At 38.6% G+C, this 18,548-nt stretch carries 16 protein-coding genes; 3 read left to right on the forward strand and 13 right to left on the reverse strand.

What is annotated here, in order from left to right:
* Position 1 precedes the first annotated feature (1 nt).
* The 3 genes from FAZ19_RS04815 to FAZ19_RS04825 are packed head-to-tail and all read right to left on the reverse strand — an operon-like array spanning position 2 to position 4,796.
* The gene (locus FAZ19_RS04815) at positions 2 to 568 is read right to left on the reverse strand and encodes a chemotaxis protein CheB (RefSeq protein WP_169305567.1); all 567 of its coding nucleotides are present in this window, start codon (positions 566 to 568) and stop codon (positions 2 to 4) included.
* Positions 568 to 1,401, reverse strand: a complete 834-nt coding sequence (locus FAZ19_RS04820; RefSeq protein ID WP_136819463.1) for a CheR family methyltransferase — start codon at positions 1,399 to 1,401, stop codon at positions 568 to 570. The genes FAZ19_RS04815 and FAZ19_RS04820 overlap by 1 nt, the downstream gene beginning before the upstream one ends.
* A complete protein-coding gene (locus tag FAZ19_RS04825) occupies positions 1,389 to 4,796 on the reverse strand; it encodes a response regulator (RefSeq protein ID WP_136819464.1) in 3,408 nt (1,135 codons plus the stop codon). The genes FAZ19_RS04820 and FAZ19_RS04825 overlap by 13 nt, the downstream gene beginning before the upstream one ends.
* 496 nt (positions 4,797 to 5,292) lie before the next feature.
* Between FAZ19_RS04825 and floA the strand changes: the two genes are divergently transcribed.
* From floA to FAZ19_RS04840, 3 genes are all read left to right on the forward strand, one after another.
* Positions 5,293 to 6,273, forward strand: coding sequence for a flotillin-like protein FloA (gene floA / locus FAZ19_RS04830; protein WP_136819466.1), 981 nt, complete (start codon positions 5,293 to 5,295; stop codon positions 6,271 to 6,273).
* 342 nt (positions 6,274 to 6,615) lie between these two features.
* Complete coding sequence (locus FAZ19_RS04835) at positions 6,616 to 7,134, forward strand: KdsC family phosphatase (protein ID WP_136819468.1); 519 nt, start codon at positions 6,616 to 6,618, stop codon at positions 7,132 to 7,134.
* Positions 7,135 to 7,137: 3 nt separating this feature from the next.
* Positions 7,138 to 7,728: a Maf family nucleotide pyrophosphatase gene (locus FAZ19_RS04840; RefSeq protein WP_136819470.1), complete on the forward strand. Its 591-nt coding sequence runs from the start codon at positions 7,138 to 7,140 to the stop codon at positions 7,726 to 7,728.
* A gap of 31 nt (positions 7,729 to 7,759) precedes the next feature.
* Here the strand turns inward: FAZ19_RS04840 and FAZ19_RS04845 are convergent, their stop codons facing one another.
* The 10 genes from FAZ19_RS04845 to FAZ19_RS04890 all read right to left on the reverse strand — a co-directional run bounded on the left by FAZ19_RS04845 (position 7,760) and on the right by FAZ19_RS04890 (position 18,397).
* Positions 7,760 to 10,384 (reverse strand): TonB-dependent receptor domain-containing protein, encoded by a 2,625-nt coding sequence (locus FAZ19_RS04845; RefSeq protein ID WP_136819472.1) that lies wholly within the window; start codon positions 10,382 to 10,384, stop codon positions 7,760 to 7,762.
* Between the two features lie 73 nt (positions 10,385 to 10,457).
* Positions 10,458 to 10,748, reverse strand: a complete 291-nt coding sequence (locus tag FAZ19_RS04850; protein ID WP_136819473.1) for a hypothetical protein — start codon at positions 10,746 to 10,748, stop codon at positions 10,458 to 10,460.
* Between the two features lie 409 nt (positions 10,749 to 11,157).
* A complete protein-coding gene (gene trpA / locus FAZ19_RS04855; RefSeq protein ID WP_136819475.1) occupies positions 11,158 to 11,913 on the reverse strand; it encodes a tryptophan synthase subunit alpha in 756 nt (251 codons plus the stop codon).
* Positions 11,914 to 11,964: 51 nt separating this feature from the next.
* On the reverse strand, positions 11,965 to 13,149 hold the full coding sequence (gene trpB / locus FAZ19_RS04860) for a tryptophan synthase subunit beta (RefSeq protein ID WP_136819477.1): 1,185 nt from the start codon (positions 13,147 to 13,149) through the stop codon (positions 11,965 to 11,967).
* Positions 13,142 to 13,771, reverse strand: coding sequence for a phosphoribosylanthranilate isomerase (locus tag FAZ19_RS04865; RefSeq protein WP_136819478.1), 630 nt, complete (start codon positions 13,769 to 13,771; stop codon positions 13,142 to 13,144). Before FAZ19_RS04865 ends, trpB begins: the two co-directional genes overlap by 8 nt.
* Positions 13,764 to 14,753, reverse strand: coding sequence for an anthranilate phosphoribosyltransferase (trpD, locus tag FAZ19_RS04870; RefSeq protein WP_136819479.1), 990 nt, complete (start codon positions 14,751 to 14,753; stop codon positions 13,764 to 13,766). The genes FAZ19_RS04865 and trpD overlap by 8 nt, the downstream gene beginning before the upstream one ends.
* A gap of 320 nt (positions 14,754 to 15,073) precedes the next feature.
* Positions 15,074 to 15,526: a hypothetical protein gene (locus FAZ19_RS04875; protein ID WP_136819480.1), complete on the reverse strand. Its 453-nt coding sequence runs from the start codon at positions 15,524 to 15,526 to the stop codon at positions 15,074 to 15,076.
* 200 nt (positions 15,527 to 15,726) lie between these two features.
* Entirely contained in the window at positions 15,727 to 15,948 is a 222-nt protein-coding gene (locus FAZ19_RS04880; RefSeq protein ID WP_017258669.1) for a DUF2795 domain-containing protein, read from the reverse strand.
* A gap of 146 nt (positions 15,949 to 16,094) precedes the next feature.
* Complete coding sequence (locus tag FAZ19_RS04885; RefSeq protein ID WP_136819481.1) at positions 16,095 to 16,838, reverse strand: lysophospholipid acyltransferase family protein; 744 nt, start codon at positions 16,836 to 16,838, stop codon at positions 16,095 to 16,097.
* Positions 16,839 to 17,026: 188 nt separating this feature from the next.
* The gene (locus tag FAZ19_RS04890) at positions 17,027 to 18,397 is read right to left on the reverse strand and encodes a dipeptidase (RefSeq protein WP_136819483.1); all 1,371 of its coding nucleotides are present in this window, start codon (positions 18,395 to 18,397) and stop codon (positions 17,027 to 17,029) included.
* Positions 18,398 to 18,548 lie beyond the last annotated feature (151 nt).

Below are 18,548 nucleotides of genomic sequence, written 5' to 3' on the forward strand. Positions count from 1 at the left end.
TTTACTTAATAGAACAAAAGTAGTTAATTATTTCCTTGTTTTTGAGCACTTTCGCTTTCGATGATGTAGTGATGGCGCTGCTCGGCATTGTATCTATAATTGCATCCAATGGGTCTTGTATTATTGAGGTTCCTCCGAAGTACTCTACCCTTTTGATCCCATAAGCCCCGTCGTTATTTGCACCAGAAAGCAAGAAGGCTGTACATCTGTTCGTATATACTTCTGCTGCACTTTCAAAAATGACATCGATAGAAGGTCGTGAAAAATTAACCGGATCAGAAATATCCAAAGAAAATGTACGGTCGGGTTCTATCAACAGATGATAACCTGGAGCGGCAAAATAAATGGTATTATTTTCTATCATTACCTTGTCTTCGGCAGGGACAATAGGTCTTTTGAGTTTCAACGAAAGACTTTTCTCCATTTGAGTAGAATATTTTGCGTTCCTATGAATGACAACAATTACTGCTGAAGAAATATTGACAGGGATACTCTCCAACATGCTTATGATCAAACTGTACGAGCCAGCCGATCCACCTATCAGAATTATATTCTCCGCTTTCGTCATTATCTTATTTTTTGATAAATGTTTAAACTTTTGTTGATGACCTTGAAGTTTGCATTGATTTCCTGACTGTACAGTGATTCTTTCGTGCCGAGACATAAAAAACCGAATAAGCTGAGGGATTCATAGAACACGTTCAGTACACGCCGTTGTAACTCTCTGTCAAAATAAATAAGTACGTTACGACAGCATATCAGTTGAAATTCGTTGAATACATTATCAGATACCAAATTGTGATTCGAAAATAAAACGCTGTTCCGGTATTCATTGTTAATAATTGCGGCATCATACATCGCCGTATAGTGGTCGGAAAATTTGCTATTTAATCCTACACGGTTGTAATTCTCCGTGTACGATTTAATTTTTGCCATGGTATAAACACCTTTTTTTGCCGTATTAACGGCCTGTTGGCTGATATCGGTCCCATAAATAAAGGAACGGCCCAATAAATTTTCTTCTTGTAAAAGTATTGATAACGAGTAAGCCTCCTCTCCAGTGGCACAGCCTGCACTCCAGATACGTAATTGTGGGTAAGTTTGTAAGTAAGGAAAAACGACGTTTTTTAATTCATGGTAGAAGAGGGGATCACGAAACATCTCTGTCACGTTAACTGTAATCTCTTGAATAAAATAACCAAAAAAACCTTCTACATTGAGAATTGCATTTTTCAGATCTACAAGATCCATGCGTTCCATGTCCATAAGCCGTTGCACGCGCCTTTTCAAGGACGACTTAGAGTAACCGGATAGATCATAGTCTGCTACTTTTTTAAGTAAATAGACGACATCCTCCAGATCTTCGAATGTAATGTGAACAGGGTCATTTAGCTTAGCCATACTTGCATTAATGATGTTAATTTGTCGATGTCAATGGGTTTGCTGATGTAATCATTGGCTCCGATCTGTAGTGACTTTTCTCTATCGCCCTTCATTGCTTTTGCTGTTACAGCAAGTATTGGGAGTTTTTTGAATTTTAAGTCCTCGCGAATAATCCGGATAGCTTCGTGGCCATCCATTTCTGGCATCATGATGTCCATTAAAATGATATCAATCTTCTCACCGATATGTTCCATCAATTGTACAGCGTCTTTGCCATTATTAGCAATCTCGATCTCCATATTGAGGCTCTGCAAAGTAGTTGTCAGCGCAAATACATTCCGCATATCGTCATCTGCAATTAACACCCGTTTACCGGCTAGATTATTTGTTTGGATGGTAGGATCTATTTTATGGATATTCTTAACAGATTTATACTGGGCATCGTTGATTTTGTTTAAAAATAAATTTACTTCATCGATGAGCCTATCACTTGATTTCGCCGATTTGAGTACGGTAGCTTTTGCATAAGACAGTATTTTTTCGGCTTGATCTTTAGGCAGCTCAAAGGCCGTGTTAATAATAATTGGAATATTTTCCAGCGATTCAGATTCTTTTATACGTTCTAGCAACTCTATTCCGGTGCCGTCGGGCAGTTGCATATCAAGGATAATGCAGTCGATATTTGATTCTTGGTTCAGTTTCTCCCAGGCAGAACTAAGTGAAAATGCCTGGATGACATTTATTTTATGCTCGGCGAATGAATTTTTTATAAAATCACTTTGTAGCTCTTGATCCTCTATCAGCAAGATCTTTCTTACGGACTGACTTAGATTCAGATTAATATTTTCAAATGTTGTTTGGATGGCTTCTTCATTGACCGGCTTATGCATAAAGCCTATCGCACCTTTTTCCAGAAAATCTTTTCTATTAAATGTAGCTGCCGACATCATGTGGATAGGAATGTGCTTGGTCTCTTCATTTTCTTTTAGTATCCGAAGTACTTCCCAACCGTCCGAAATAGGAAGCATAACATCTAAGATAATCGCATCAGGTATCATTTCTTGTGCCAGTTTGATGCCCATTGATCCGTCATGCGCTAACGTGACATTGAAATTATAGTTTTCGGCGAAATCTTTAAGAATGTCTGCAAAGTTTACGTCGTCCTCAATTATTAAAATACTTCTGTTCTGGCTTTTTGAGCGTATTATAGTTGGCTCTTCTTTAGCCTCAGCTGAAGCGATGGCTTTCTTAGCGGTAGGCTCCGAGATTGACTTCGAGGCGTTATTTGGAATGATAAAGGTAAACGTACTTCCTTTATCAAGCGCACTTTCTAGTGTTATTTTTCCGCCCAAGATGGAAGCAATTTCCTTGCTTATGGACAGCCCGAGTCCGGTACCACCATATTTTCTGCTTGTTGACCCGTCTTCCTGTCTAAATGCTTCGAAAATTAACTCCTGTTTTTCGTTGGAAATACCCTTTCCAGTGTCTGATACTTTAAAATATAGGTTGCTGTCTAAATAGGAGATATTGAAATCAACCTTCCCGTTTTTGCCGGTAAACTTAAAGGCATTTGATAAGAAGTTTTTCAACACTTGCTCTAATCTGTATTCGTCACATAAAAAATTATCTGGCACGTTATCGTCGGAGGATACACTAAACATAATCTGTTTATCTTTTGCCAATTCTTTAAATAGCTCTTGGATATTACGCTTAAAGTCCCCTGTATTGATGGTTTCAATATGCAATTCTATATTGCCGGATTCTATTTTAGCTAGATCTAATAATTCGTTAATAAGTTGTAATAAATCGCTTCCCGCGCTATGAATAACATTGGCATATTTTACCTGGTCTTCGCTAAGATTTTTGCCTTTATTATCGCGCAGAAGTTTAGCCAAGATCAAAATACTATTTAAGGGTGTACGAAGCTCGTGACTCATGTTAGCCATGAATTCCGATTTATATTTACTTGCAAGCTCTACCTCCGTTATTTTTTGTTCGACAGTTACTTGGGCAATGTTTAGATCGTTATTTCGTTTCTCTAGTTCAGAAGCCTTCTCATTGAGTTCTTGATTGGTTTGTGTTAATTCCTCTTGTTGTACGCGCAGTTCTTCCTCTGAGGACTCTAATAAATTCGTCTTGTAAACTAATTCTTCGTTGGTAATACGAAGCTCTTCTTGCTGTGCTTCCAACTCTTCCGTTTGGCGCTGGGTCTCTTCAAGTAGCTGTTCTACGAGATGATGACTTTGTCCAAATTTTATACGTGTAGCAATATTTCTTGATGCTCTTATAAGAAACTCAACATATTTGACTGATTGACTTTCCGTGATGTTCAACACTATTTCTAGAAGACCTAGACTCTGTCCTTCATGGATTAACGGACAGATAAATACGGTTGCGGGAATATCGTGTGCAATACTGCTTTTTATATTGAGGTGCGCAATATCATGGATTGGAAGTGTTTTAATTTCTTTGCCTTCTACCACCTTTCCCAGCAGACCTTTCCCGCTAAAAAATGTTGGAGGGCAATTTTTTTCATCAACTCCGATACTGTGACTCAAACGAAACTCGCTGGATGCCATCTTTCTGATATACATGGTAGCACCATAGAAGGGCGTTACCTGGTTTAAGATTTTTAAGGTTATTTTGCTTATCTCATTTTCGTCGTCGATACCGCTGATGTCTTCAATTAGTCTGTTATTGGTCTCTAACACCCAATTCGTATTTTCAATCTTTTCGCTTGCTGTTATAAATTGGGTGTTCAATTTCTTTAGTTCCTTACGGGATGTTCGTAAATATTCAAGCAATTGAAACACTTTAAAAAATGTATAAAGAATTACCAAGAGCGATATACACATTAGGACAAGGGCTATTTTTTTTGACTCGTCAAATTCTTTTTTGTTTTTTGCTAAAGCCTCGGTACGCTCTTCAATAACGAAATGGGTATAACTATTGAGCACATTCTTCGTTTCCTCTTGTTCCGTAGCAAGTTGTAAGGCAATTTCACGTTGATCTTTATTTTGTCTTTGGTGCTCGAAGTGGGCTAAATCGACAACTCGCTCCACCAGTTCTCTAAGGTTTTTTTGTGCTTGTCCAATAGAATGGAAATAATTGCTGCCTGATTCCAATTTTATAAGGCCATCTAAGGCTGCATTTTTATCCTCCCTTATTCGTAGCGCCTCAGGTAGTAGGTTGTTGGTGGTGTAATGAGATTTATATTGAATAATGTGATATAAGTTGGACTCAATAGCAGTCGATGTCGTGAAGCGTTCCTCCGCAAGATTTATGATCAACTCGTTTTCATTCGTAAACTTATTCAGTTTATTAAGAAAATATAAAGCCGAGAATATAATAACGATATATGCTAGCCCAATGCTGATTAGAACCTGTAATTTTAATATATATCTATGATTCATAATTTGTTCCGATCGTTTTTTATAGTGTGCTTAGTACGCTCGCAAAAACCGTGCTCTTACGTTAACTATCGCGTATTTACGGGCAATGGTACAGTCATTCAGTAAGTCGAAACGAAGATTAGTTTCTGTAATCATTGCTTAAATACGTGATATAGTCTGTGGTAAAAATGCATAATATTCTTGAACCGAATGTAGCGCGTTCATTCATACCATTGAAGACAAATATAAATGAATAATACCTAAATGGGAAAAATACAATATTTCTTCCATCTGGCAGCGCGTTGCTTAAGTTTATGAGTGTCTATTTTAGCCTGTCTGCAAATGAGAATTAGACTGTTGAAGGACTCTCATGGAAATATAATGAATTTCGGTTCTAGGAAAAAACAGGTATAGGTTATTATTTTTTAAAGAATTGAATTCAAAAAGTCTTTGCCACTCATCTATTTTTAGTATCTTTAGGAAGAAAGTTAACCATATAATAAAATAATATAGCAAAATGAATTCCGAAATTACATTAATACTGACCATAGTAGGGGGGCTGATAGCTTTCTTTCTTTTATTTTACCTTTTGCCTGTGAACCTTTGGTTTACGGCTCAGCTTTCGAATGTGCGTATCAGTCTTTTGAATTTGGTTTTGATGCGACTGCGTAAAGTTTCTCCTGCACTCGTTACCAATGCAATGATTACTTCTACGAAAGCCGGATTGCGGATTTCAACCAATGATATAGAAACACATTATTTAGCAGGCGGAAATGTAAATAAAGTGATTAGAGCATTGATCTCAGCGGATAAAGCAAATATTCCATTGGATTTTAAACTAGCAACGGCTATTGATTTAGCGGGACGGGATGTGTTTGATGCAGTACAGCTCTCCGTGAATCCTCAAGTAATAAATACACCTCCCGTTGCGGCGGTTGCAAAGGACGGTATTCAACTGATCGCGAAGGCGAGGGTTACCGTACGTGCAAATATTAATCAGCTTGTTGGTGGAGCTGGTGAAGAGACTATTTTGGCACGGGTGGGGGAAGGTATTGTTACCACGATCGGTTCTGCAGAGAATCATAAGCAGGTACTGGAAAATCCAGACAAGATATCAAAAACTGTGCTGGCCAAAGGATTAGACTCGGGAACAGCTTTTGAGATACTATCTATTGATATTGCAGATATCGATATCGGTGAAAACGTAGGTGCTAAATTGCAGACCGACCAAGCCGAAGCGGATTTAAAAGTTGCGAACGCCAGAGCGGAAGAACGAAGAGCCATGGCTGTAGCCAACGAACAAGAAATGCGTGCAAAAGCCCAAGAAGCAAAAGCAAAGGTGATTGAAGCGGAGTCTCAGGTCCCATTGGCTATGGCGGAAGCTTTTAGAAACGGAAATTTGGGGATCATGGATTATTATAAGATGCAGAATATTCAAGCGGATACAGATATGCGTTCTTCAATTTCCAATCCAAAAGGGAACGAGAAAAATAAATAGATCGAATATATTCATGCAAAAAAGCCAATTGACACGTTCAATTGGCTTTTTTGTGTAAAAACAAAACCCTGACGATGGGCGTCAGGGTTTGCTACTAACCAATTATAAACCTAAATTATGAAAAGACAATCTTATTAACAAAACCGCTTAATGTGAATTGTTGGTACAAATCTACGGCAAGATTTTTCATCTACCAAGTGTTGTAATGAAGAAAGTTGTTATCACAACTACTTTGTGACAATGGCGTGATTCACCTTGTTTTTTGCAATAATAAAATGACTTAAATGAATAAGATCGTTGTCTATGTATTAGGTAATAAAAACTGTATTTTTGAAACCAAATATGATACTAGAACGCTTGAAATATGTTAAAGCCATCTTTTTAGATGTGGATGGCGTACTTACTGATGGGTCGATTTTTGTAAATGAAGCCGGTGAACAGCTGCGGACTTTCAATGTGAAAGATGGGTATGCGATTCAGTTGGCTATTAAAAAGGAAATCCAAATATGTATTATAACAGGAGGGAGGTCAGAAGGCGTGTTAAAAAGATTTCAAGGATTGGGTGTGAAAGAAATCCATATGGGCATCTCAGACAAACTTACAATGATGGAATTTATTTTGGATAAATATCAAATTAATAAGAGAGAGGCACTCTTTATCGGTGATGATATCCCTGATCTTGCATGTATGAAAAGTGTGGGTATCGCGGCAGCTCCCCAAGATGCCGTAGAGGAAATTAAGGCGATAAGTCATTATATTTCTTCTAAAGAAGGGGGAAGAGGGGTTGTTCGTGATGTTGTAGAGAAAGTACTGAAACTACAAAATAAGTGGAATGCCGATTTTTCGGTAAAAAGTGTTTGATAAATGATACTGGATAAACTAAAAGAGGTAAAGATAATCTTGGGATCTCAATCACCACGAAGAAGGGAATTGCTATCTGCTTTGGAGATTTCCTTTGAGGTAGTGATTAGAGAGGTCGATGAGCGTTTTGATAGTAATATTCCTGTACAAGATATGGCGTTGGAAATAGCACGTAGAAAGAGCGCTGCTTTTTTGGATGAAATTTTTTTTGATGCATTGGTTATTACTGCCGATACCATCGTAATAGATACTTATGGCAATCCGATCGGTAAACCCAAAGACGAAGCTGAAGCTGTTCGTGTCTTAGGCCGGTTGTCCGGAGACCGGCATGTTGTCCACACGGCAGTAGTTCTACTTTATAGAGGTGAGCAATATTATTTTACTGAAGAGACTATAGTCTGGTTTGCAGCATTGAGTGACAATGAAATACAGTATTATGTTAATCAATACCAGCCTTATGACAAAGCAGGAGCATATGGTATTCAGGAGTGGATAGGTCGGATAGCTGTCACGAAAATAGAAGGATCTTATGAAAATGTGGTAGGCTTACCCACATCTCGTTTGTTTCAGGAGTTGAAAAAAATAGTAAAATAAAAGAAATGGAGCCGCGAGGGCTCCATTTCTTTTATTTTATGTGATAACGTATACCGGCATAGAACATTCTTCCAGTCAATGGACCCCACAGTAAGTTAGTGTCAAAATATGCACCAAAAGGATCCTCAAAAGCTAAAATGGGATCTTTCTGATAGTAATTCGATAGATTCTCACCGCCCACGTATACGTCAAGGTTTTTGGCTTTTCCGAATGTTTTGCTGATTTGCGCATTCATTGTGACGTAGGCTTCAGAATAGGTGGACAGTTGATATTGTTGCGGATTAGCAGCTGTAGAAGGTAGTCTTTTTTCTCCCACGACATTTAATGTATAATCAAAGTTCCATCCGCTATGGGTATTATAGGCCAGATTCGTAAAGCCTCTGTGTTTAGCCGTCAACGGTTTTTGCAGTCGTCCGGCTTCATAATCTGTTTGTACATCAAGTAATCTATAGGCAAGCCTAGCTTCAAGATGTTGTGCAGGCATAAATCTGAATTCTGCTTGTAGACTGTTTGAATAAGATTTTCCAGTTAGATTATAGAATGAGATTTCTCTTGGATTTTCATAGTCTACAATGACTTGATTCTGGAAATTATTGTGAAACAATTCAACAGACATCCCGGATTCTCTTCCAAACAACTGGAAATCTTGGTCAAATGTAAGTCCTGTATTCCAAGATACCTCGGGTTTCAGGTTGTATGCAAGATTTCCATTAGTCAAAGCTGAATAATTGATTGCACGACTTGATGCGAGAATACTCACGTTTTCCGCAAATATATTAGCCGTACGCTGACCTCTACCTGAACTCAAACGTACCGTAGTACCTGTAACTGGGGAGTACCGCAATACCGCACGAGGCGTGGTAAACCAACCATATATAGTATTGTAGTCTTGTCTAAGACCTAATACAGCATCAAAATTTTCGGATGGACTGAACGTGTATTCTGCAAATAAACCGGAAACGGCTTCTTTTCTGTCAAAATCGTAGTTATTTATATCTTCCGTGTAGTCGTCGTATGTGAAGGATGTACCCAGCTTATATTTGTGATTTACAGAACCTATTACATCTTGATAGATTAAGTTAGCATATCCACTGTTTTGCTCACTCAGGTAGGTGTTTAGTCCAAAATAACTATCTTGCTTGTAGTTGGAAGCTGATAATTGCAATCCTATGCTACGTAGCCTATTCTGCGGAAATACATAACCTATTTTCGCAAAGCCTTCAATTCGTTGGTTGTCAAATCCTAATCCATAACGGTTAGTGGTTAATTTATCCGTTTCCTTGTCGAAATTGATTTCACCACCTGTTCTGTCGTCTTTTAAAAATTTGACACCGAATTGAGCAATTACGCCTTTACCATTTTCATAGTGCCATCTATTTATACCAGAAAATAGGTTCCCTACCGGAACATCACGAAACCCATTATCACTAAAATTCATGTTTTTATTGTACATAAAATTGTCATGGAGCAATAGACCTACGGACCAGTCTTCATTTATTTTATGTGAAAGGTTCAAGTTGACATCCGTGCGCCCCATATTATTAGCATAGGCGTTAAAAAATAGTTTTTCTGAAGTGTGCGGTTTTTTAAGTTCAACGTTGATTTGTCCGGCCATGTTTTCAAATCCATTTACCACCGAGCCGATACCCTTACTTATCTCAATGGATTCGATCCAGGTGCCCGCGATACTATTTAATCCCAAAGGTGTAGCAAAACCGCGCGGCCCAGGAAGGTTCTCAACAGTTAGCTGGGTATAGATCCCACTTAATCCTAGCATTTGGATCTGCTTACTCCCCGTCACGGCATCGTTGCTCACTACATCTACCGAAACATTCGTTTCAAAACTTTCACTTAAATCGCAACAAGCGGCTTTAAATAATTCTCGTGTGGTAAGTACTTCTACACGATTAGGTTCCATCGACTTGATGTAGGCAGATTTTCGACGACGAGACACCACTACTTCTGACAGTACATTATCTTGGGCATGAATGACCAATACTTCATGTAGATCCTTTACTTCTACGGTATCGGGTTCCATACCTGCAAAGGAAAATACCAGGTTTTTTAGTCCTTCTTCATGTTTAATTTTGAAAACTCCATTCTCATTAGTCACCGTGTTGGCGGTGTTTTTTTCTAACCATTTAATGTTCACGCCTACAATTGGACTTAAATCTCCTTTGGAACTCTCTTTTACAACAACTCCTGTTATTTCATGATCGTGATCATGATGGTCTTCTTCGTTGGAATGAGATTCAGTCTCCTCATCATGATGTTGGTGAGCATCAGATGACGGCTCATGACTATGACCTCGTTCTTTTGCATCTAACCTATTATAGTGGCAGCATTCATGAAGCTTTTTGTAGACCTCATCTGGCGCTCTATGCAAAGGGGTGTCATGTCCAGCCGACGCTATAGCCTGCTGTATATCATTCAATTTTGTGTGTTGAGAATTGTATTTTACGGTGAATTCACCTGTCTTGATATCCCAGGTTGCATTTTCTACACCTTTTATGTTCGCGGCTTTTTCGATACGGTTTTTACACATACCACAATTTCCTGCTACGTTAAAATGAGCTGTGCTGTCGGTTTGGGCAATGCTTGCGTGTCCTAGTGACACGAGGAGTAATAATATAGATAATCTTAGTATAAAATTCATTGTAATTTCTTTTAGTATAAAAATTCCATTGCGTTTAGGTTTAACTAAACGATTAAATAAAGAATTCGGAATACTAAATCCTGAAATTACGATTGAGAAGATAGGTGGGGGGGGACGAGTTGGAAAAAGCTACTGTTTCCTCGGGCGTATGCTTGCTGGTAAAAATAGCACCGATAAAGAGGTTAGTCTGAACCCAATACAATGTTATGATAGCTGGCCCAAATCCAAGAAAGCTTTTAGCATAATCTGCCGAAAACAACTTGTCCGAAAATTGATCCAACTCTAATTGGATGTCATTACACGAATGACTCTTTTCACAATTGCTGTTCCGTTCCGCTTTGTGATCGTGATCTTTCGAGCACATAGGGCAATTTTCATGCGTGTTTATGCCCTCAATAAGACTGACTAAAGTAGTACCACTACATTGATGCAAATATATAGTCGCTCCACTGGATGTGAAGGAATATAATAGTAGCAATGTAAGTGCTATGAACTGTCTCATCATTCCAAAGGTACGAGGAATATAACGAATAAAAAAACTAAAAAAATATTTGATATTATGGAATAAACTTACTAGGTTAGTTTCCAACAAATATAAAGCCTAAATGACGTATGGAAAGTATTCTCAGCACACCGATTGGAGTTTATGCGAGTATAACGGGTTTGATTATTTTAGCCTGTTTGCTGCTCAAGTTTTATGCTAAAGTTATCTCAAAAGTAAGTTAGTGATTAAGGCTACTAAAAAGTTGACTTACCAACTTTTTAGTAGCCTTTTATTTTTTCAGGTCTCCAATAAAATCAGGGATAAGTCGTAATGGGTTGTTTTGCGCCAGTATTTTAACGAAAGCGGTGCCGACAATTGCTCCGTTTGCATACGCCGTGGCTTTTTCGAACGTTTCTTTATTCGAGATTCCGAAACCTATAATAAATGGGTTGGTAAGGTTCATCTGTTTTATTCTGTTGAAATAATCTTCTGATTGATTTTTAACTTCAAGGTGTTTACCAGTGGTTGCATTAGAAGATAACAAGTAAATAAAGTTTGTCGTTAGACTGTCTATTTTGCGTATACGTTCTTCCGAAGTCTGCGGTGTCACTAAGAAGATATTACTTATTTTATTTTCTTCGAAAATAGGTTTGTAGAGCTCTTCATATTCATATATAGGAAGATCAGGTATGATGGTGCCATTCACGCCAACTTCTCTGCACGCTTTGCAAAAGTTCTCTACACCAAATTGCAGCACAGGATTGAAATAACCCATTAAGTAAACAGGAATTTTAACGTGTTTCCGTAAATCTTTCAATTGATCAAAAAGAACCTTTAACGTCATTCCATTTTTCAAAGCTACCTCTGAGCTGTGTTGTATCGTTGGACCATCGGCAACCGGATCGGAATAAGGAAAGCCGATTTCTAAAAAGTCTACACCTGATTGTTCCAGTGTTTTTGCAATTTCTATCGTGCTATTTAATGTGGGGTAACCAGCCGTAAAATATATGGATAGTAAGCCGTTCGAGTTTTTGTTGATTTGCATTTAGAAAGTAAAAAAGTAAAAAATAAATGCCGATTATGACATATTGTGTTACTACAAATTAAAGTACTTCATGTAATTATCTAGGTCTTTGTCGCCGCGGCCAGATAAACATACTACTACCGTTTCGTCGCCGCTGAAGTTCATCTTCTGTAGATAGGCGAGCGCATGGGAACTTTCTATCGCTGGAATAATTCCCTCTAATTTTGTGAGTTCTAAACCCGCCTGCATAGCCTCGTCGTCTGTAGCACTTACATATTTTCCTCTACCGCTTTTGAACAGCCATGCATGTTGTGGCCCTATTCCTGGATAATCAAGTCCTGCGGAGATGGAGTAAGGTTCTACCACCTGCCCATCTGTAGTTTGCATTAATATAGAACGACTTCCATGCAACACACCCTCTTTCCCTAATAAAGTAGTGGCTGCAGATTCACCCGAGTGCACGCCGTGACCTGCGGCTTCAACAGCGATAAGTTTGACATCCTCGTCATCTAAGAAATGGTAAAACATTCCCGCCGCATTTGACCCGCCGCCTACACATGCCATTACCACATCAGGAGTAGATTTGCCTGTTTTACTCAATAATTGTATTTTCGTTTCTTTTGATATAATAGATTGAAAGCGGGCTACTAAATCCGGATAGGGATGCGGACCTACCACAGATCCGATAATGTAATGGGTATCTACAGGGTTGTTAATCCAATCTCTTAACGCTTCATTTGTCGCATCTTTTAGTGTCTTACTACCTGATTGGGCAGCGACCACGGTAGCTCCCATCATTTTCATACGGGCAACATTGGGAGCTTGTCGCTGTATGTCTATTTCTCCCATGTACACGACGCATTCCAATCCTTTCAATGCACATACTGTGGCTGTAGCAACGCCATGTTGGCCAGCTCCGGTTTCGGCTATGATTCTTTTTTTTCCTAAACGTTCGGCAAGGAGGATCTGACCTATGGTATTGTTTATTTTATGAGCTCCTGTATGATTTAGATCCTCTCGTTTTAAAAAAATCCTTGCATTATACTTTTTGGATAGCCGCTGTGCATGGTAGAGCGGAGAGGGACGACCGACGTAATCAGTTAATAATTGTTCAAACTCTTCTTTAAAGGAAGGCTCTTCCATAATCTGAAGATAACGGTTCTGTAATTCTTCTACATTTGGATACAACATCTCAGGGATATAGGCGCCGCCAAATGGCCCATAGTATCCTTTGTCATTCACTTGGTATTTACTCATCTCTTAGTAGTTTCAATGCTTGCGTTAATGTACTTATGTTTTTTAATCCTGGTTCTATTTCAAATTTGGAATTCAGATCCAAACCAAATAACCGATCATCTTCAAAATCTTTAGCTTCCTGAATATTAGCTAGCGACAGTCCTCCACTCAAAAAATAAGGCTTGTCATAGGGGTAGTCTTTTAGCTTTTGCCAGTTAAAGCTTCGCCCGGTTCCTCCATGTTCCGCGCTTTTTGTGTCAAATAAAAATAAATCTACATCGTTGAGAAAAGGCTCGACGCTTTTCCATTCAAATTGATCATCAATTCCAAATGCTTTGATGAGCTGGATACCTGACTCGGTGATTTGTTGGCAGAAATGAACATCTTCATCTCCGTGTAGCTGTATGGTATCTAAGGCGAAATCCACTATTTTGGTTTTTATATATGCTATAGGAGCATTTACGAATACGCCAGTACGCTTTAACTTCGTGGAAGAAGGCACAAATGCAATTTGATCTACAAAACGTTTAGACTGTCGGTAAAATATAAATCCCATATAGTCGATATTTAGGGAGGCCACATCAGCAATATTCTGTGGATCCCGCATTCCGCATACTTTTATTTTAAGATTCCGACTAGCCATTGATCAATGTTTTGAAACTATGCAGGGCTCTCTTTCCCAATAAGGATACTTCCGCTTCGTGATAGCAGTCTCCAAATGATTTTTTTGGATCAAATGTTTTGATTGCAAAGGCCGCGTTCGTTAATACCACATTATTTTGCTGACCAGTGCCTTCTCCGTTGATTATCTTGCTGAAAATTGCAGCTGCCTCTTCTACAGTATCACCTCCGGTCAGGTCTTTTGCTTTTAAAGTTTCCAACCCCAGCTCACTTACCTCGTAGTAATTTTCACCGGTATTGCTGATGATTTTGAAATCACCCGTTAAGGAGATCTCATCGTATCCATCTAAAGCATGAATAATGCTGTATTGCTTCTCTGAATTTTGATAAAGATAACCATACAACCTTGCCAATTCCAGACTAAATACACCAACAGATTGAAATTTGGGATTAGCGGGGTTTGTCAACGGACCTAACATGTTAAAGAAAGTTTTAACGCCTAATGCCCGACGGATAGGTGCGACGGTTTTCATGGCTGGATGAAATAAGGGAGCATGAAGGAAACAGATGTGAGCATGATCCAGTTGCTTATTAAGAATGTTGCTGTCATTGGTAAATGTATAGCCCAGGTGCTCCATCACATTGGAAGATCCGCATCCAGAAGATACACCTACATTACCGTGTTTGGCCACATGATACCCTGCTCCTGCGACGACAAATGAAGCTAATGTCGAAATGTTGAACGTGTTTTTTCCATCTCCCCCGGTTCCGCACATGTCGATTAAATCGTATCCGTCGAAATTGACTTTCAGGCATAGATCATACATAGCATCTCTAAATCCTCCTAGCTCCTCTACACGAATGCTTCTCATGCCGTATGTCGTCATAAAGGCCGCTATCTGATGGGAGTCGTATTTGCCTGTAGCGATATTGGTCAGGATATCATAGGCTTCTTTCCGTGAGAAAGATTTATATTCAAACAAATGTGCTAATATTTTTTTCATCTACTTTTTTATTGCTTTCAATGAGCTCGTAAGCTCGGTTAGTGATTGATGATAGTTTGATCTAACTATAATTTCCGATATCATCAATGCTTGTTACATCGGGTTCAACAATAATATAAAACAAAAAAAGGCTCACCCGAAAAGGCAAGCCCGCTATTTTTTGATATGTATCAATTTACGCAATAGGTGTCTGCCACAACATTAGCTGTTATGCCACCACGAAGCTTTAAATGATACAATTGTTTTCATATTCTTTATTATTATCACAAATATCTTATAAGTTTTTTAAAAAAGCAAAATGTATTTTATAAAAATAAAAATTAGTATGTAACAAAATGCGCTAAGTTATTGCCTTTTGATACCAAGGTGAACGATGCGATTTTGTCTTTATCGATATACACCGCTAGCACTTGTCTTTTTTTATATTGTAAGAAATACATCCTATTGATATCCAGTTTTTCGGGGTCAATATCTCGCACCTCCTTGCGTGGCATGTTGGCGTAAGGGATATACTGAATATCAGCGATATTTTTGTATAGCAAATTTATACGTACTTCTTCTAAACTTACTTCTAAGTAATCGTACTTTTCATTTGAGGGGTGATCTACCTTTATATATTGGCTCAAAACAACATCTACTGCAATGTTTTCATCTCCTAGATCGGCTATAAAATTTTTTATTACCTGGATGTCATCCTGCTTTATGGAGTCTTGGTTTTGCGCAAAAATGTAAGGAGATGATAAGGTGAAAATGAATGCCAATAGAATTCTCATGTTTTCAATTTAAAGATAAGACACATTTTAGGAGAAAAGGATTAGTCTTGGACGCAGTAAATTCAATTTACCTACGCACTTTAATGTACAGGTCCAACCGCTACCATTTGCTGGCGTACAGTCAAAATCTAGTATATACCTTGGCAGGTAGCCGATAGAAATAAAAATCGCACTTTTGCTCGTGCGATTTTTATGATGGATTAATACTCGTCTTCATTGAAAAAGAAATCGTCCTTAGTGGGGTAATCTGGCCAAATTTCCTCAATATTCTCGTAGGGTTCACCGTCATCTTCCAACGCTTGAAGATTCTCTATTACTTCTACCGGAGCGCCAGAACGAATTCCATAATCGATTAATTCATCTTTTGTTGCAGGCCATGGCGCATCTTCCAAATGCGATGCTAATTCTAGTGTCCAATACATAGTCTTACAATTTATGTTTTATCTTTTTCGCAAAAATAGTATTTAATTTGACTATATCAAGTTATTTTTTCGATAGGTTGCGATTGTGGTGTTAATATATTGGTGTTCAGTTAGATAAATTTATGTTTTTCCTTGTTTATGACTTTTTAATGATCGTTATATATATCCCAATACGATTTCATGCGATGATATACCTCCGTTTGTAATTGAATGCTTGCCTCGGTTGTTAAATTTTGCGTATCTATAGGCGCTAACACCGTAATGTGGACAATACCGGGGCGTGATCCTTTCTTTAGTCCGTCGTCCCAAAGTACCTTCCAGGCATCTTGTATGACGACAGGAATAATTTGGACTTGATTTTCGATAGCAATGCGAAATGAACCTGATTTAAACCCATGGAGCCGAGGAGGGTATTCATCGTCGATTTTTCCTTCCGGAAAAATAACAATGGTCTTACCTTCGTTTACCAGTTGATGTGCTCGTTTGAACGACCGGAAAGCGGATACTTTACTTTTGCGATCTACGGCAATATCTACGCTTTTAAAAAATATACCAGTAACCGGATTTTTGAGTAATTCTATTTTCCCCATAAACGAAAAGGGCTGTTTACAAACGTAGTTGACGGCGGTTATATCTAAAATGGAGGTATGGTTGGGACAAATAACATATGGTTTCGTCCAGTCGATCGTTTTTTCAAAAGCTACCTTGAATCGAATACCGACGAGTCGACAAGCTAACAAGCTGATCCATTTACGAAGGAAGACAATTTGATTATAATAGTTAGAGGGGCGTAAAATAAGGTAACGTAAGATAGGATAGGCGAGAGCAAAGAAAAATAACACGGCACCGTAATATACGATGGTGTGCGTTTTTCTCAATAGTTTAACCATAGTGCAAACCTAAATAAATTTGAAACAAAAAAGTTGGCTTCCGTTAGATAAAACAACAGGTGCATATATCAAGATAATTGACCCGCGAAAAAACACGTCACTGCGAGGAGGTTACGACGCGGCAGTCTTTTTAAGATTGCTTCGTTGCTGCGCGCCTCACAATGACGTTAGACATCTCTTACTCTGTCTTACTTGCTTAATTCTGCGTAATATTTATGGAACAAGGGAATAGTTTCGATTCCCCTTAAATAGTTTTCAATACCATATTTTTCATTCGGAGAATGTAAATTATCGCTGTCCAATCCAAAACCCAACAATACGGTCTTGATGCCCAATTCCTTTTCAAATAAGGCTACGATAGGTATAGAACCTCCACCGCGTGTGGGGATCGGTTTTTTGCCGAATGTATCGGTTAGGGCTTTTTCGGCAGCTCTGTATGCGATACTATCCGTAGGCGTTACCACAGGTTCTCCTCCATGATGCGGTTTTACCTTCACTGTTACACAATCAGGAGCTATTTCCTGAAAATGATCTTCAAAAAGTTTCGTGATTTTTTCAGAGCTCTGATTTGGCACCAAACGCATGGAAATCTTTGCAAAAGCTTTGGAAGGTAAGACTGTTTTTGCACCTTCTCCAATATATCCGCCCCATATGCCATTTACTTCAAGCGTAGGACGTATGCCGGTTCGTTCAATTGTTGTGAAATTTTTCTCCCCCCAAATATTGGCGATGCCAAGATCGGATTTGTATTCTTCAATATCAAAAGGAGCTTCATTTAGCGCTTTTCTTTCCTCGGCTGTCAATTCCACAACATCATCATAAAATCCGGGAATGGCAATATGGTTATTCTCGTCGTGTAACGATGCGACAAGTTTAGCTAATATCGTTGCCGGATTGGCTACAGCGCCACCGTATACTCCAGAATGTAGATCGCGGTTAGGACCTGTTACCTCTACCTCCACGTAAGAAAGTCCGCGTAGTCCAGTTTCTAAAGATGGATTTTCGAGGCTGATCATTGAGGTGTCGGATATAACGATGACATCTGCTTTTAGACGTTCTCTGTTTTCCTTTACAAAGATACCTAGGTTTGCGGAGCCAACTTCCTCTTCTCCTTCGATCATGAATTTGATGTTACATGATAACTGTTCATTTTTCATCATGTACTCAAATGCTTTCACGTGCATATAAAATTGGCCTTTGTCGTCTGCCGCACCGCGGGCATAGATTTTACCGTCGCGAACAGTTGGTTCGAAGGGAGGAGTGTCCCATAACTCTATGGGATCTGCAGGCTGTACGTCGTAGTGACCATATACCAAAACTGTAGGTAAGGACGGATCAAAAACTTTTTCACCATATACAATAGGATAACCTGCTGTGGGACAAATTTCTACTTTGTCAGCTCCGGCGTCTTCTAGTTTTTTGGCTACGAATTCTGCTGTATTCAATACGCCTTCCTTATACTGAGGATCAGCACTTACTGAAGGAAAACGCAATAACTCAAGTAGTTCGTCTAGGAAGCGTTGTTTGTTTGCTTCCACATAATCTTTGATATTTTGCATTATAAACGGGTTTTTACAAAGGTAAAGAAATAAATTAGGAAAGTAGATGTAACATTTTTTGCATTTGATCTACTAATATCATGGAATTTGAATTCTCGTACATCTTATTAAATAGTGACGGAATTAAAAACTTATTGTTAATTATGGTTAA

It is taken from the genome of Sphingobacterium alkalisoli, from assembly GCF_005049105.1.
GTDB classification, from domain to species: Bacteria; Bacteroidota; Bacteroidia; order Sphingobacteriales; family Sphingobacteriaceae; genus Sphingobacterium; species Sphingobacterium alkalisoli.

What these genes read in the sequence shown, in the direction of transcription:
- FAZ19_RS04815 (WP_169305567.1), bottom strand. Translation starts at nt 568, where the DNA reads ATGACGAAAGCGGAGAATATAATTCTGATAGGTGGATCGGCTGGCTCG.
- FAZ19_RS04820 (WP_136819463.1), bottom strand. Translation starts at nt 1,401, where the DNA reads ATGGCTAAGCTAAATGACCCTGTTCACATTACATTCGAAGATCTGGAG.
- FAZ19_RS04825 (WP_136819464.1), bottom strand. Translation starts at nt 4,796, where the DNA reads ATGAATCATAGATATATATTAAAATTACAGGTTCTAATCAGCATTGGG.
- floA (WP_136819466.1), top strand. Translation starts at nt 5,293, where the DNA reads ATGAATTCCGAAATTACATTAATACTGACCATAGTAGGGGGGCTGATA.
- FAZ19_RS04835 (WP_136819468.1), top strand. Translation starts at nt 6,616, where the DNA reads ATGATACTAGAACGCTTGAAATATGTTAAAGCCATCTTTTTAGATGTG.
- FAZ19_RS04840 (WP_136819470.1), top strand. Translation starts at nt 7,138, where the DNA reads ATGATACTGGATAAACTAAAAGAGGTAAAGATAATCTTGGGATCTCAA.
- FAZ19_RS04845 (WP_136819472.1), bottom strand. Translation starts at nt 10,384, where the DNA reads ATGAATTTTATACTAAGATTATCTATATTATTACTCCTCGTGTCACTA.
- FAZ19_RS04850 (WP_136819473.1), bottom strand. Translation starts at nt 10,748, where the DNA reads ATGTGCTCGAAAGATCACGATCACAAAGCGGAACGGAACAGCAATTGT.
- trpA (WP_136819475.1), bottom strand. Translation starts at nt 11,913, where the DNA reads ATGCAAATCAACAAAAACTCGAACGGCTTACTATCCATATATTTTACG.
- trpB (WP_136819477.1), bottom strand. Translation starts at nt 13,149, where the DNA reads ATGAGTAAATACCAAGTGAATGACAAAGGATACTATGGGCCATTTGGC.
- FAZ19_RS04865 (WP_136819478.1), bottom strand. Translation starts at nt 13,771, where the DNA reads ATGGCTAGTCGGAATCTTAAAATAAAAGTATGCGGAATGCGGGATCCA.
- trpD (WP_136819479.1), bottom strand. Translation starts at nt 14,753, where the DNA reads ATGAAAAAAATATTAGCACATTTGTTTGAATATAAATCTTTCTCACGG.
- FAZ19_RS04875 (WP_136819480.1), bottom strand. Translation starts at nt 15,526, where the DNA reads ATGAGAATTCTATTGGCATTCATTTTCACCTTATCATCTCCTTACATT.
- FAZ19_RS04880 (WP_017258669.1), bottom strand. Translation starts at nt 15,948, where the DNA reads ATGTATTGGACACTAGAATTAGCATCGCATTTGGAAGATGCGCCATGG.
- FAZ19_RS04885 (WP_136819481.1), bottom strand. Translation starts at nt 16,838, where the DNA reads ATGGTTAAACTATTGAGAAAAACGCACACCATCGTATATTACGGTGCC.
- FAZ19_RS04890 (WP_136819483.1), bottom strand. Translation starts at nt 18,397, where the DNA reads ATGCAAAATATCAAAGATTATGTGGAAGCAAACAAACAACGCTTCCTA.